Origin of the sequence: Serratia sp. FGI94 (assembly GCF_000330865.1) — a bacterium.
GTDB lineage: Bacteria > Pseudomonadota > Gammaproteobacteria > Enterobacterales > Enterobacteriaceae > Serratia_B > Serratia_B rubidaea.
The window spans coordinates 675,057-689,383 of record NC_020064.1; the positions used below are offsets into that span (position 1 = coordinate 675,057).

Consider the following 14,327-nt stretch of genomic DNA (forward strand, 5'->3'; position numbering starts at 1 on the left):
TGCGGGCTTTTTTTTGGCTTAAATTCGGGAGATAACAGAGATGCGAGTGCTGAAATTTGGCGGAACTTCGGTGGCGAATGCGGAACGTTTTCTGCGCGTCGCCGATATTATGGAAAGCAACGCCCGTCAGGGACAGGTAGCGACGGTATTGTCCGCGCCGGCGAAGATCACCAACCACCTGGTGGCGATGGTGGAGAAAACGCTGGCCGGGCAAGACATTCTGCCAAATATGAGCGACGCGGAGCGTATCTTCGCCGAGCTGCTGCACGGTCTGGCGCAGGCGCTGCCGGGCTTTGCTCACGACCGCCTCAAGGCGCGTGTCGAGCATGAGTTTGCGCAGCTCAAGCAGGTGCTGCACGGCGTGGCGCTGCTGGGGACATGCCCGGACAGCGTCAACGCCGGCATCATCTGCCGCGGTGAAAAACTGTCGATTGCCATCATGGAAGCGGTGTTTCAGGCGAAAGGCTTCCCGGTTACGGTGATCAACCCGGTCGAGAAGCTGCTGGCACAGGGGCACTATCTGGAATCTACCGTCGATATCGCCGAATCCACGCTGCGCATCGCCGCGATGGGCATCCCGGCCGACCATGTCGTGCTGATGGCCGGCTTTACCGCCGGTAATGACAAGGGCGAGCTGGTGGTGCTGGGGCGCAATGGCTCCGACTACTCCGCGGCGGTGCTGGCGGCCTGTCTGCGCGCCGACTGCTGTGAAATCTGGACCGACGTCGACGGGGTATATACCTGCGATCCGCGCACCGTGCCGGACGCCAGACTGCTGAAGTCGATGTCGTATCAGGAGGCGATGGAGCTGTCCTATTTCGGCGCCAAAGTGCTCCACCCCCGCACCATTACCCCCATCGCCCAGTTCCAGATCCCTTGCCTGATTAAAAACACCTCCAACCCGCAGGCGCCCGGCACGCTGATCGGCGCCGAGTGCGCGGATGAAGAGACGCCGGTAAAAGGCATCACCAACCTGAATAACATGGCGATGATCAACGTCTCCGGCCCGGGCATGAAGGGCATGGTCGGCATGGCGGCGCGGGTGTTTGCCGTGATGTCGCGCGCCGGCATCTCGGTGGTGCTGATCACCCAGTCGTCATCCGAATACAGCATCAGCTTTTGCGTGCCGCAGGGCGAGCTGCTGCGCGCACGCCGCGCGCTGGGCGACGAGTTCTATCTGGAGCTGAAAGACGGCCTGCTGGAGCCGCTGGACGTCACGGAAAACCTGGCGATTATCTCGGTGGTCGGCGACGGCATGCGCACCCTGCGCGGTATTTCGGCGCGCTTCTTCTCCGCGCTGGCCCGCGCCAATATCAATATTGTTGCCATCGCCCAAGGCTCTTCCGAGCGTTCCATCTCGGCGGTGGTCAGCAATGACGACGCCACCACCGGCGTACGCGTCAGCCACCAGATGCTGTTCAACACCGACCAGGTGCTGGAAGTGTTTGTGATTGGCACCGGCGGCGTCGGCGGCGCGCTGATTGAGCAGATCCACCGCCAGCAGCAGTGGCTGAAGCAAAAGCATATCGACCTGCGGGTGTGCGGCATCGCCAACTCGCGCGCCATGCTGACCAACGTGCACGGCATTGCGCTGGACAGCTGGCGCGAAGGGCTGGCGGAGGCGCAGGAGACCTTTAACCTGGGGCGGCTGATTCGCCTGGTGAAGGAGTATCACCTGCTTAACCCGGTGATTGTCGACTGCACCTCCAGCCAGGCGGTGGCCGATCAGTACGTCGATTTCCTGGCCGACGGCTTCCACGTGGTGACGCCGAACAAGAAGGCCAACACCTCGTCGATGAATTTCTATCATCAACTGCGCGCGGCGGCGGCCGGTTCGCGCCGTAAATTCCTCTATGACACTAACGTCGGCGCCGGGCTGCCGGTGATTGAAAACCTGCAGAACCTGCTGAACGCCGGCGATGAGCTGACGCGTTTCTCCGGCATTCTGTCCGGCTCGCTGTCGTTTATCTTCGGCAAGCTGGATGAGGGCATGTCGCTGTCGGCGGCGACGCTGCAGGCAAAAAGCAACGGCTACACCGAGCCGGACCCGCGTGACGACCTGTCCGGGATGGACGTTGCCCGTAAACTGTTGATTTTGGCGCGTGAAGCGGGTTACAACCTGGAGCTGAGCGATATTGAGGTGCAATCGGTGCTGCCGCCGGAGTTTGACGCCAGCGGCGATACCGACAGCTTCCTGGCGCGCCTGCCGGAGCTGGACGCGGCGTTTAACCGCCGGGTGGCCGACGCGGCGGAGCAGGGTAAGGTATTGCGCTATGTCGGGGTGATTGAAGAGGGACGTTGCCAGGTGCGTATTGACGCTGTTGATGGCAACGATCCATTGTATAAAGTGAAAAACGGCGAGAACGCGCTGGCGTTCTACAGCCGTTATTATCAGCCGCTGCCGCTGGTGCTGCGCGGCTATGGCGCCGGTAATGATGTGACGGCAGCGGGGGTGTTTGCCGACCTGCTGCGCACGCTGTCATGGAAGTTGGGAGTTTAATATGGTTAAGGTGTATGCGCCGGCTTCGATCGGCAATGTCAGCGTGGGCTTCGACGTGCTGGGCGCCGCCGTTTCGCCGGTCGACGGCACGCTGCTGGGCGACTGCGTCAGCGTTGAGGCCGCCGGGCAGTTCAGCCTGGAAAACGCCGGGCGTTTTGTCGGCAAGCTGCCGGCCGACCCGAAGGACAACATTGTGTATCAGTGCTGGCAGCGTTTCTGCCAGGCGATCGGCCGCGAAGTGCCGGTGGCGATGCGGCTGGAAAAAAATATGCCGATCGGCTCCGGGCTAGGCTCCAGCGCCTGTTCGGTGGTGGCCGGCCTGATGGCGATGAACGAATTTTGCGACCGTCCGCTGGATAAGATGCAGCTGCTGGCGCTGATGGGCGAACTGGAAGGACGCATCTCCGGCAGCGTGCATTACGACAACGTCGCGCCGTGCTACCTCGGCGGCCTGCAGCTGATGCTGGAGGAAGAGGGGTATATCAGCCAGGAGGTGCCCTGCTTTAAGGAGTGGCTGTGGGTGATGGCGTATCCGGGCATCAAGGTTTCTACCGCGGAGGCGCGCGCCATTTTACCGGCGCAGTACCGCCGCCAGGACTGCATCAGCCACGGGCGCTATCTGGCCGGCTTTATTCATGCCTGCCATACTCAGCAGCCCAAGCTGGCCGCCAAGCTGATGCAGGACGTGATTGCCGAACCGTACCGCACCCGCCTGCTGCCGGGCTTTGCCGACGCGCGCAAGGCGGCGCAGGATATCGGCGCCCTGGCCTGCGGCATTTCCGGCTCCGGGCCGACGCTGTTTGCGGTGTGCGACGATAGCGCCACCGCCCAGCGGATGGCCGACTGGCTGAAGAATCACTATCTGCAAAACGACGAAGGTTTTGTTCATATTTGCCGTCTGGATACCGCAGGCGCTCGACTACTGGGATAACGCATGAAACTGTACAACCTTAAAGATCACAATGAGCAGGTCAGCTTTGCACAGGCGATCAAGCAGGGGCTGGGCAAACAGCAGGGGCTGTTTTTCCCGCTCGAGCTGCCGGAATTTGAACTGACCGAGATCGACCAGCTGCTGAAGCTGGATTTCGTGACCCGCAGCGCGCGTATTCTGTCGGCGTTTATCGGTGAGGAAATCAGCGAAGAAGCGCTGCACAAACGCGTGCAGGCCGCCTTTGAGTTCCCGGCGCCGGTGGCGCAGGTCGAAGACGACATTGCCTGTCTGGAGCTGTTCCACGGCCCGACGCTGGCGTTTAAAGACTTCGGCGGTCGCTTTATGGCGCAGATGCTGGCTGAAGTGGCCGGCGACCAGCCGGTCACCATTCTGACGGCGACCTCCGGCGATACCGGCGCGGCGGTGGCGCATGCGTTCTACGGCCTGAAAAACGTGCGCGTGGTGATCCTCTATCCTCAGGGGAAAATCAGCCCGCTGCAGGAAAAGCTGTTCTGCACGCTGGGCGGCAATATCCATACCGTGGCGGTGGACGGCGACTTCGACGCCTGTCAGGCGCTGGTGAAGCAGGCGTTTGACGATCGGGAGCTGAAAGAGGCGCTGCACCTGAACTCGGCCAACTCGATCAACATCAGCCGCCTGTTGGCGCAGATCTGCTACTACTTCGAGGCGGTGGCGCAGCTGCCGCAGGAAGCGCGCAATCAGCTGGTGATTTCGGTGCCGAGCGGCAACTTCGGTGATTTGACCGCCGGCCTGCTGGCCAAGTCGCTGGGACTGCCGGTGAAGCGCTTTATCGCCGCCACCAACGCCAACGATACGGTGCCGCGTTTCCTCGACGACGGTAAATGGCAGCCGCACGCGACGGTGGCGACGCTCTCCAACGCGATGGACGTCAGCCAGCCGAATAACTGGCCGCGGGTGGAAGAGCTGTTCCGCCGCAAAATCTGGCAGCTGAAAGAGCTGGGGCACGGGGCGGTCAGCGATGAAACTACCAAAGAGACGATGAAGGAGCTGGCGGCGTTAGGCTATCTCTCCGAGCCGCATGCGGCCATCGCCTACCGGTTGCTGCGCGACCAGCTGCAGGACGGCGAGTTTGGCCTGTTCCTCGGCACCGCGCATCCGGCGAAGTTCAAAGAGAGCGTGGAAGAGATTTTACAGCAGGAGCTGCCGTTGCCGAAGGCGCTGGCGGTGCGCGCCGAGCTGCCGCTGCTGTCGCATTCGCTGCCGGCCGACTTCGCGCAGCTGCGTCAGTTTATGATGGCGCTGCCTGCCTGATTAAGGTGATGTGATGATTGAGGGCCGGTGATTACCGGCCCTCAGACGGCTGACAAAGCCTGTTATTAGGGAGAGCGTGGCGATGGGGTCGTAGCGGCGTTAGCCGCCGAAGTGCCCCTCGTTACGCTAGGCCCGGGTATCTCGGGTCATCAGACGACGTTGTCATCAACTTCAGGGCCGGTGATTACCGGCCCTTTTTCTTACTGCTCAGGACGTTTGAACACCAGTTCACCCGCCTTGGACGCCGCCTCGTCAAAGGCATACCCTTCCAGATTGAAATCAGCCAGCTGCTCGGCTTTGGTCAGGCGATTTTTGATAATAAAACGGCTCATCAGGCCGCGCGCCTTTTTAGCGTAGAAGCTGATCACCTTATATTTGCCGTTTTTCTCATCCAGGAACACCGGTTTAATCAGCTGACCGTGCAGTTTGGCGGGCTTCACCGCCTTGAAGTATTCATCCGACGCCAGATTGACCACCACGTCGTCGCCTTGCTGCTGCAGCACCTCGTTGAGCTTGTCGGTGATGCGCTCGCCCCAGAAGCTGTACAGGTCTTTGCCGCGCGGGTTGGCCAGCTTGATGCCCATCTCCAGACGGTAAGGCATCATCAGATCGAGCGGACGCAGCACGCCGTATAAGCCGGACAGCATACGTAAATGCTGCTGGGCGAAGTCGAAATCCGCCTCGCTGAAGTCCTGCGCCTGCAGGCCGGTATAGACGTCGCCCTTAAAGGCCAGCAGGGCCTGACGCGCATTATCCGGAGTAAACTGCGGCGTCCATTCGGCAAAGCGCGCGGCGTTCAGCCCGGCCAGCTTATCGCTGATCTTCATCAGGCTGGCGATTTGCGCCGGCGTCAGCTGGCGGCTGATGTTGATAAGTTCTGCAGACTGTTCCAGCAGCTCGGGCTGCGTAAAGCGAGCCGTCGCCAGAGGAGTTTCGTAATCAAGCGTTTTGGCAGGTGAGATAATAACGAGCATGGCGACATCCTGTTGATCAAAGTGAGGATACTTTAGCAAAAAACGGGAGAAAAAGCGGCGATGGGTCTGATAGGCGCGGGGTAAAAAAACAAGGCGCGCAGGGCGCGCCTTGGCGAGGGAGTGCTGGTCACTCAGGCTTGCGCGGATTATCCCACACGCCGGGCTCCAACTGGGATTTCAGTTCCGGGTACTGACTGGCGTCGAAGGTCGGCAGCTTGCCGAGCGCCCGCTGGCGGTTGTAGTCGCGGGCCAGTTTAAAGGCGACGCGCGACAGCAGCAGAATGGCGGTCAGGTTGGTGATCGCCATCAGCGCCATGGCGGTATCGGCCATTTTCCACACCAGCGGCAGCTCCGCCAGCGCGCCGAACATCACCATGCCCAGCGCCACGCAGCGGAAAATAACCAGCCGTGCCGGATGATTGTGCTCCAGGAAGATCAGGTTGTTTTCGGCGTAGGCGTAGTTGGCGATGATTGAGGTAAAGGCGAAGAAGAAAATCGCCAGCGCCACAAACGGCGAACCCCAGCTGCCGACGGCGCTGGACAGCGCGCGCTGGGTCAGTTCAATGCCGCTGATCTCGCCGGTTGGGTTATCCATCACGCCGGAGGCCAGAATAATGGCGGCGGTGGCGCTGCAGATCACCAGCGTATCGACAAACACGCCGAGCATCTGCACATAGCCCTGTGACGCCGGGTGCGGCGGGTACGGCGAGGCGGAGGCCGCGGCGTTCGGCGCCGAGCCCATGCCGGCCTCGTTAGAGAACAGACCGCGCTGGACACCCTGGGTCATCGCCTGGGAAATGCCGTAGCCCACGGCGCCGGCGGCGGCCTCCTGCAGACCGAAGGCGCTTTTGACAATCAGCAGCAAAATGGCCGGCAGCTGTTCAATATTCATCGCCAGCACCCAGAAGGCCAGCAGCAGGTAGGCGGCCGCCATCACGGGCACCACCCACTCCGCCACGCGGGCGATGGAGCGGATGCCGCCGAAGATCACGGTGCCGCTCAGCAGCACCAGGCCGATACCGACGTACAGCGGGTTGAAGTTGAACGCCGCGGCGCTGGCCTGGGCGATGGAGTTGGCCTGCACCGCGTTGAACACCAGGCCGAAGGCGAGGATCAGGAACAGGGAGAACAGCACGCCCATCCAGCGCATGCCCAGGCCTTTTTCCATGTAGTAGGCCGGGCCGCCGCGGTAGTTGCCCTGATCGTCTTTGGTTTTATACAGCTGGGCCAGGGTGCTTTCGATAAATGAGGTGGCCATGCCGATAAACGCCACCACCCACATCCAGAAGATGGCGCCGGGGCCGCCGGCGGTCAGCGCGATGGCGACGCCGGTCAGGTTGCCGGTGCCGACCCTTGCCGCCAGCGTGGTGCACAGCGCCTGAAATGAGGAGATGCCGGAACTGTCGCTTTTGTTGCTGTTTTTCAGCACCGAAAACATATGGGTGAAATGGCGTAACTGGATGAAGCGGGTGCGGATGGTGAAATAGAGGCCGGCGCCGATCAGCAGATAGATAAGTACCGATCCCCACAGGATATTGTTAATGAAATTAATCAGATCCGTCACGGATCCCTCCTTGTTAAAAGGTATAAATACCCGGGGCGATCCTCCGCCCGGAAAATAATTTTTCTCTAATTATTACCAGCGCTTAACGAAAGTCATACCGGGCGAGAAAATTAAGAATTTTCGCAGATCATCACGTCGCCAGCACTTGGCGTGCCGGGAAGTTAGCACAATTACCCGTTGTTAACTTTCGTTAATGTCTCATTTTTATTTCGTAAATATCGAAAGATACCTGGCATTACGGCAAAAATTTCGCTATTGAGCAGGGCCATTTTCGTGCCTTGCACCGCGCCTTGCGCGTGTTATTATCAGGGCAAGGCAAGATCGAACGATGCCAAAAGTTCATGCACAAACGATGAGACAATGCCAACATGACCGACAAATTAACTTCCCTGCGCCAGCTGACCACGGTGGTTGCGGATACCGGTGATATTGCTGCCATGAAGCTGTATCAGCCGCAAGATGCGACAACCAACCCTTCGCTGATCCTCAATGCGGCCCAGATCCCTGAATATCGCAAGCTGATTGATGAAGCTATCGCATGGGCGCGCGAGCAGAGCGGCGATCGCGAACAGCAGATCGCCGATGCGGCGGACAAACTGGCGGTGAACATTGGTCTGGAAATCCTGAAGCTGGTGCCGGGTCGCATCTCCACCGAAGTGGATGCGCGCCTGTCTTATGACACCGAAGCCAGCGTCGCCAAGGCCAAGCGTCTGATCAAACTGTATAACGAGGCCGGCATCAGCAACGATCGCATTCTGATCAAACTGGCCTCTACCTGGCAGGGCATCCGCGCGGCGGAACGCCTGGAGAAAGAAGGTATTAACTGTAACCTGACCCTGCTGTTCTCCTTCGCTCAGGCGCGTGCCTGCGCTGAAGCCGGCGTGTACCTGATTTCTCCGTTCGTCGGCCGTATCCTCGACTGGTACAAGGCCAACGGCGACAAGAAAGAGTTCGCGCCGCACGAAGATCCGGGCGTGGTTTCCGTCACCGAAATCTACCAGTACTACAAGCAGCACGGTTACGACACCGTGGTGATGGGCGCCAGCTTCCGTAACGTCGGCGAGATCATCGAACTGGCCGGCTGCGACCGTCTGACCATCGCGCCGGCGCTGCTGAAAGAGCTGGCGGAAAGCGAAGGCGCGGTTGAGCGTAAGCTCGCCTACAGCGGCGAAGTGAAAGCACGTCCTGCGGCGCTGACCGAACCTGAGTTCTACTGGCAGCACAACCAGGATCCGATGGCGGTAGAAAAACTGACCGACGGTATCCGTAAGTTCGCCGTTGACCAGGGCAAGCTGGAAAAAATGATCGCCGACCTGCTGTAAGCAGCGCAGGTCGCAGATGACAAAAAGGTGGCTCAGGCCACCTTTTTTTATGCCAGTGGCTTCCTGCGGCGGGCGGAGGCCGTATACTCTCGGCATTGATCACCGGGCGGGAAATGACGCCGCCCGCATTTCGTCAGGCTGTAGAGGTTAAGCATGGACACATTACGTATTGGTTTGGTTTCGATTTCCGATCGCGCTTCCGGCGGCGTTTACCAGGACAAGGGCATTCCGGCGCTGGAAGCGTGGCTGAGCAGCGCCTTGACGACGCCGTATAAACTGGAGACGCGGCTGATCCCGGACGAACAAACCTTGATCGAACATACGCTGTGCGAGCTGGTGGATGAAACGGGCTGTCACCTGGTGCTGACCACCGGCGGCACCGGGCCGTCGCGCCGCGATGTGACGCCGGACGCAACGCTGGCGATTGCCGACCGCGTGATGCCGGGCTTCGGCGAGCAGATGCGCCAGATCAGCCTACACTATGTGCCAACGGCGATTCTTTCACGTCAGGTCGGGGCGATCCGCAAGCAGGCGCTGATTATCAACCTGCCGGGCCAGCCCAAGTCGATCAAGGAGACGCTGGAAGGGGTGAAGGACGGGCAGGGCAACGTGGTGGTACACGGCATTTTCGCCAGCGTACCGTACTGCATCCAGCTGCTTGAAGGGCCGTATGTGGAAACGGACGGCGCGGTGGTCACCGCCTTCCGGCCGAAAAGCGCGCGTCGCGACGCGAACGATTAACGCCGGGCGGCCTCCCGTCAGGCTGGCGTGAAATAACATTGCCGTTATATCCCCTAAATAATTCGAGTTGCAGGAAGGCGGTAAGGGAGGGAATCCTGATAATTGGGTGACTAAGTGCAGCCAACACGCCGGCAGCTTGAAGTATGACGGGATTCATTTACAGCGCTCCCTCGGGACGTGCGTGATTTTATCTGCTTCCTCTGACGGTAACCTATGCATCATGACACTCAACGCCGGCTGAACCGGCAAGACTATAAAACTCTGACGCTGGCGGCGCTGGGCGGGGCGTTGGAGTTTTATGACTTCATTATTTTCGTCTTTTTCGCCGCCGTGGTCGGCGAGCTGTTCTTCCCGGCCGAGATGCCGGAATGGCTGCGTCTGGTGCAGACCTTCGGCATTTTTGCCGCCGGCTATCTGGCCCGCCCGCTGGGGGGCATTGTGATGGCGCACTTTGGCGACCGGGTCGGGCGCAAGAAGATGTTCAGCCTGAGTATTCTGCTGATGGCGCTGCCCACGCTGGGCATGGGTCTGCTGCCGACTTACGCCAGCATCGGCATTGCGGCGCCGCTGCTGCTGCTGTTGATGCGGCTGCTGCAGGGCGCCGCCATCGGCGGTGAAGTGCCGGGGGCGTGGGTGTTTGTGGCGGAGCACGTGCCGCGTAAACGCGTCGGCCTGGCCTGCGGCACGCTGACCGCCGGCCTGACCGTCGGCATCCTGCTGGGATCGCTGGTCGCCACCATTATCAATACGACGCTGAGCGCGCAAAGCATCGCCGACGGCGGCTGGCGCGTGCCGTTCCTGCTGGGCGGCATATTCGGCCTGATCGCCATGTATCTGCGCCGCTGGCTGCAGGAAACGCCGGTATTTGTCGAGATGCAGGCACGCAAGGCGCTGGCGGAGGAGCTGCCGCTGAAAACGGTGGTGAAGCAGTATAAGAAAGAGGTGGTCGTCTCGATGCTGCTGACCTGGCTGTTGTCCGCCGGCGTGGTGGTGGTGATCCTGATGACGCCGACCTACCTGCAAAAGCAGTTCGGCATTGCGCCGGCGCTGACGCTGCAGGCCAACAGCATCGCCACCATTATGCTGATTTTCGGCTGTCTGGCCGCCGGGCTGGCGGCCGACCGCTTTGGCGCCAGCAAAACCTTTATCGTCGGCAGCCTGCTGCTGGCCGGCTGCAGCTGGCTGTTTTATCAGACCGTGGCGCAGCATGCAGAGATGCTGTTCGCCTGTTATGCGCTGGTGGGTTTCAGCGTCGGCGTGGTGGGGGCGGTGCCGTTCGTGATGGTGCGTGCGTTCCCGCCGGCGGTGCGCTTTAGCGGCATTTCGTTTTCCTACAATCTGTCATACGCCATTTTCGGCGGCCTGACGCCGATTTTCGTCACGCTGATGATGAAGCTGACGCCGCTGGCGCCCGCCTATTATGTGCTGGCGCTGTCGGCGCTCGGGCTGGCGCTGGGGATCTATCTGCATCGCGATCTGGACGGCGACCGTCTGACGGCCCGCGCCGATTCGCTGGCGGATCTGTAGCGCGCCGCCGGGCGGCAACACGGGCAGCGGTCAGAGATGGCCGGTGGACCGCGGCATTGCCGCCCGGCAAAGAAATTTTTTTACTCTCCCCCTTGATGCCGGCCCAGATGCCCCCATCTTATTCTCAACCGCAGTTGCTGATCGTGGTATCACCTTCGCCTTTCACCCGCAACCTCGTGGTTTGAGCGTTGAAACGCAGGGGATACAAGGCGGAAAAATCGGGCAGTTGAAAAGTAAAAAAACGTCCGCATATAGGTTAGCAACTTGACCGAAATCGAATTTATTAGTGGAGATGTTTAGATGGGCAAAATTATTGGTATCGACCTGGGTACTACCAACTCTTGTGTAGCTATTATGGATGGCAACAAGGCACGCGTGCTGGAAAACGCCGAAGGCGATCGCACCACGCCGTCAATCATTGCTTATACCCAGGACGGTGAAACTCTGGTTGGCCAGCCGGCTAAACGTCAGGCTGTTACTAACCCACAAAACACCCTGTTTGCGATCAAGCGCCTGATCGGCCGTCGCTTCCAGGACGAAGAAGCACAGCGTGATAAAGACATCATGCCGTACAAAATCATCGGCGCTGACAACGGCGACGCATGGCTGGAAGTGAAAGGCCAGAAAATGGCACCGCCGCAGATCTCTGCCGAAGTGCTGAAGAAAATGAAGAAAACGGCGGAAGATTACCTGGGCGAACCGGTAACTGAAGCGGTTATCACCGTACCGGCTTACTTCAACGATGCGCAGCGTCAGGCGACCAAAGACGCCGGCCGTATCGCCGGTCTGGAAGTAAAACGTATCATCAACGAACCAACGGCTGCTGCCCTGGCTTACGGCCTGGACAAAGAAGTCGGCAACCGCACCATCGCGGTTTATGACCTGGGCGGCGGTACTTTCGATATCTCTATCATCGAAATCGACGAAGTTGACGGCGAAAAAACCTTCGAAGTTCTGGCGACCAACGGTGACACCCACCTGGGCGGTGAAGACTTCGACAGCCGTCTGATCAACTACCTGGTGGAAGAGTTCAAGAAAGAGCAGGGCATTGACCTGCGTAACGATCCGCTGGCGATGCAGCGTCTGAAAGAAGCCGCTGAGAAAGCGAAGATCGAACTGTCTTCCGCACAGCAGACCGACGTTAACCTGCCGTACATCACCGCAGATGCGACCGGTCCGAAACACATGAACATCAAAGTGACCCGTGCGAAGCTCGAGTCGCTGGTTGAAGATCTGGTGGCGCGCTCTATCGAGCCGCTGAAAGTTGCGCTGACCGACGCAGGCCTGTCCGTCTCCGATATTCAGGACGTGATCCTGGTCGGCGGTCAGACCCGTATGCCAATGGTGCAGAAGAAAGTTGCTGACTTCTTCGGTAAAGAGCCGCGTAAAGACGTGAACCCGGATGAAGCGGTCGCTATCGGCGCTGCGGTTCAGGGCGGCGTACTGGCCGGTGATGTGAAAGACGTACTGCTGCTGGACGTTACCCCGCTGTCTCTGGGTATCGAAACCATGGGCGGCGTGATGACTTCGCTGATCAGCAAAAACACCACGATCCCGACCAAGCACAGCCAGGTGTTCTCTACCGCTGAAGACAACCAGTCTGCGGTAACCATCCACGTGCTGCAGGGCGAGCGCAAGCGCTCCAGCGACAACAAGTCTCTGGGCCAGTTCAACCTGGACGGCATCCAGCCGGCACCGCGCGGTATGGCGCAGATCGAAGTCACCTTCGATATCGATGCCGACGGCATCCTGCACGTTTCTGCCAAAGACAAGAACACCGGTAAAGAGCAGAAAATCACCATCAAGGCCTCTTCCGGTCTGGACGAAGCTGAAATCCAGAAAATGGTGAACGATGCGGAAGCTAACGCTGAATCTGACCGTAAGTTCGAAGAGCTGGTGCAGACGCGCAACCAGGCGGATCACCTGATCCACGGCACGCGTAAGCAACTGGAAGAAGCCGGCGAGCAGCTGCCAGCGGAAGATAAAACCGCTATCGAAAGCGCGCTGAGCGAGCTGGAAACCGCGGCGAAAGGCGAAGACAAAGCCGAGATCGACGCGAAGACCCAGGCGCTGGTGCAGGTTTCCGGCAAGCTGATGGAAATGGCGCAGGCTCAGGCGCAGGCACAGGGTGCCGACGCGGGCGCGGCAGACAACGCGGCGAAGAAAGAAGACGACGTGGTTGACGCCGAGTTCGAAGAAGTTAAAGACAAAAAATAATCGCCCTTAAGCGGGCACGGTAACGCCGCTCACGCGTTACTGGAAACCAGCACGGGCGTTGAGGCAACTCTGCGCCCGTGCACGCATGTTAGGGCTAATAAAGACAATGGCGAAGAAAGACTATTACGAGGTTCTCGGCGTCGCCAAAACGGCGGATGAGCGCGAAATCAAAAAGGCGTACAAGCGCCTGGCGATGAAGTTCCACCCGGACCGTAACCAGGAACAAGATGCCGAAAGCCGCTTTAAAGAGATCAAGGAAGCTTACGAAATCCTGGGCGACGATCAGAAGCGCGCCGCTTACGATCAGTACGGCCATGCCGCCTTTGAACAGGGTGGCATGGGCGGCGGCGGCTTTGGCGGCGGCGCCGACTTTAGCGATATCTTTGGCGACGTATTCGGCGATATTTTCGGCGGCGGTCGTCGTCAGCGCGCCAGCCGCGGTTCCGACCTGCGCTACAACATGGAGCTGACGCTGGAAGAAGCGGTGCGCGGCGTCACCAAAGAGATTCGTATCCCGACGCTGGAAGAGTGCGACGTGTGCCACGGCAGCGGCGCCAAGCCGGGCAGCTCGCCGGTGACCTGTCCGACCTGTCACGGTCAGGGCCAGGTGCAGATGCGCCAGGGCTTCTTCACCGTACAGCAGGCGTGTCCGCACTGTCACGGCCGCGGCCAGATTATCAAAGATCCGTGCAATAGCTGCCACGGCCACGGCCGGGTAGAGAAATCCAAAACGCTGTCGGTGAAAATTCCTGCCGGCGTGGATACCGGCGACCGCATCCGCCTGGCGGGTGAAGGGGAAGCCGGCGAGCACGGCGCACCGGCCGGCGATCTGTACGTTCAGGTGCAGGTGAAGGCGCACCCGATCTTCGAACGTGAAGGCAATAACCTGTACTGCGAAGTGCCGATTAACTTTGCCATGGCGGCGCTGGGCGGCGAGATTGAAGTGCCGACGCTCGACGGCCGCGTGAAGCTGAAGGTGCCTTCAGAAACGCAGACCGGCAAGCTGTTCCGCATGCGCGGTAAAGGCGTGAAATCCGTGCGCGGCGGCAGCCAGGGCGACCTGCTGTGCCGCGTGGTGGTAGAAACGCCGGTCAAACTCAACGACAAACAGAAACAGCTGTTGAAAGAACTGGAAGAGAGCCTTGGCGGCCCTTCCGGCGATAAAAACAGCCCGCGCTCGAAGACTTTCTTCGACGGGGTGAAAAAGTTTTTCGATGATTTGACCCGTTAACGCGAACGCCGTATTTACCGTCTGCAA

At 59.8% G+C, this 14,327-nt stretch carries 10 protein-coding genes and 1 other annotated feature (1 of these 11 only partly in view); of the genes, 8 read left to right on the top strand and 2 right to left on the bottom strand.

What is annotated here, in order from left to right; translation table 11 throughout:
- Positions 1-16 (top strand) — a sequence feature (Thr leader region) (it extends 104 nt beyond the left edge of the window).
- A gap of 24 nt (positions 17-40) precedes the next feature.
- The 3 genes from thrA to thrC are packed head-to-tail and all read left to right on the top strand — an operon-like array spanning position 41 to position 4,724.
- Entirely contained in the window at positions 41-2,500 is a 2,460-nt protein-coding gene (gene thrA / locus D781_RS03030; RefSeq protein ID WP_015670839.1) for a bifunctional aspartate kinase/homoserine dehydrogenase I, read from the top strand.
- Between the two features lies 1 nt (position 2,501).
- Positions 2,502-3,431, top strand: a complete 930-nt coding sequence (thrB, locus tag D781_RS03035; protein WP_015670840.1) for a homoserine kinase — start codon at positions 2,502-2,504, stop codon at positions 3,429-3,431.
- A gap of 3 nt (positions 3,432-3,434) precedes the next feature.
- On the top strand, positions 3,435-4,724 hold the full coding sequence (gene thrC / locus D781_RS03040; RefSeq protein ID WP_015670841.1) for a threonine synthase: 1,290 nt from the start codon (positions 3,435-3,437) through the stop codon (positions 4,722-4,724).
- A gap of 200 nt (positions 4,725-4,924) precedes the next feature.
- Here the strand turns inward: thrC and yaaA are convergent, their stop codons facing one another.
- Positions 4,925-5,698 carry a peroxide stress protein YaaA gene (yaaA, locus tag D781_RS03045; RefSeq protein WP_015670842.1) on the bottom strand — a complete coding sequence of 258 codons (774 nt, stop codon included), beginning with the start codon at positions 5,696-5,698 and terminating at the stop codon, positions 4,925-4,927.
- Between the two features lie 127 nt (positions 5,699-5,825).
- The gene (locus tag D781_RS03050) at positions 5,826-7,262 is read right to left on the bottom strand and encodes a sodium:alanine symporter family protein (RefSeq protein ID WP_015670843.1); all 1,437 of its coding nucleotides are present in this window, start codon (positions 7,260-7,262) and stop codon (positions 5,826-5,828) included.
- 368 nt (positions 7,263-7,630) lie between these two features.
- Between D781_RS03050 and tal the strand changes: the two genes are divergently transcribed.
- From tal to dnaJ, 5 genes are all read left to right on the top strand, one after another.
- Positions 7,631-8,584 carry a transaldolase gene (gene tal, locus D781_RS03055; protein WP_015670844.1) on the top strand — a complete coding sequence of 318 codons (954 nt, stop codon included), beginning with the start codon at positions 7,631-7,633 and terminating at the stop codon, positions 8,582-8,584.
- A 153-nt stretch (positions 8,585-8,737) separates the two neighbouring features.
- Positions 8,738-9,325: a molybdopterin adenylyltransferase gene (mog, locus tag D781_RS03060; protein ID WP_015670845.1), complete on the top strand. Its 588-nt coding sequence runs from the start codon at positions 8,738-8,740 to the stop codon at positions 9,323-9,325.
- Positions 9,326-9,538: 213 nt separating this feature from the next.
- Complete coding sequence (locus D781_RS03065) at positions 9,539-10,852, top strand: MFS transporter (RefSeq protein ID WP_015670846.1); 1,314 nt, start codon at positions 9,539-9,541, stop codon at positions 10,850-10,852.
- Between the two features lie 300 nt (positions 10,853-11,152).
- Entirely contained in the window at positions 11,153-13,069 is a 1,917-nt protein-coding gene (dnaK, locus tag D781_RS03070) for a molecular chaperone DnaK (RefSeq protein WP_015670847.1), read from the top strand.
- A 106-nt stretch (positions 13,070-13,175) separates the two neighbouring features.
- Positions 13,176-14,300: a molecular chaperone DnaJ gene (gene dnaJ / locus D781_RS03075; protein WP_015670848.1), complete on the top strand. Its 1,125-nt coding sequence runs from the start codon at positions 13,176-13,178 to the stop codon at positions 14,298-14,300.
- Positions 14,301-14,327: the final 27 nt, after the last annotated feature.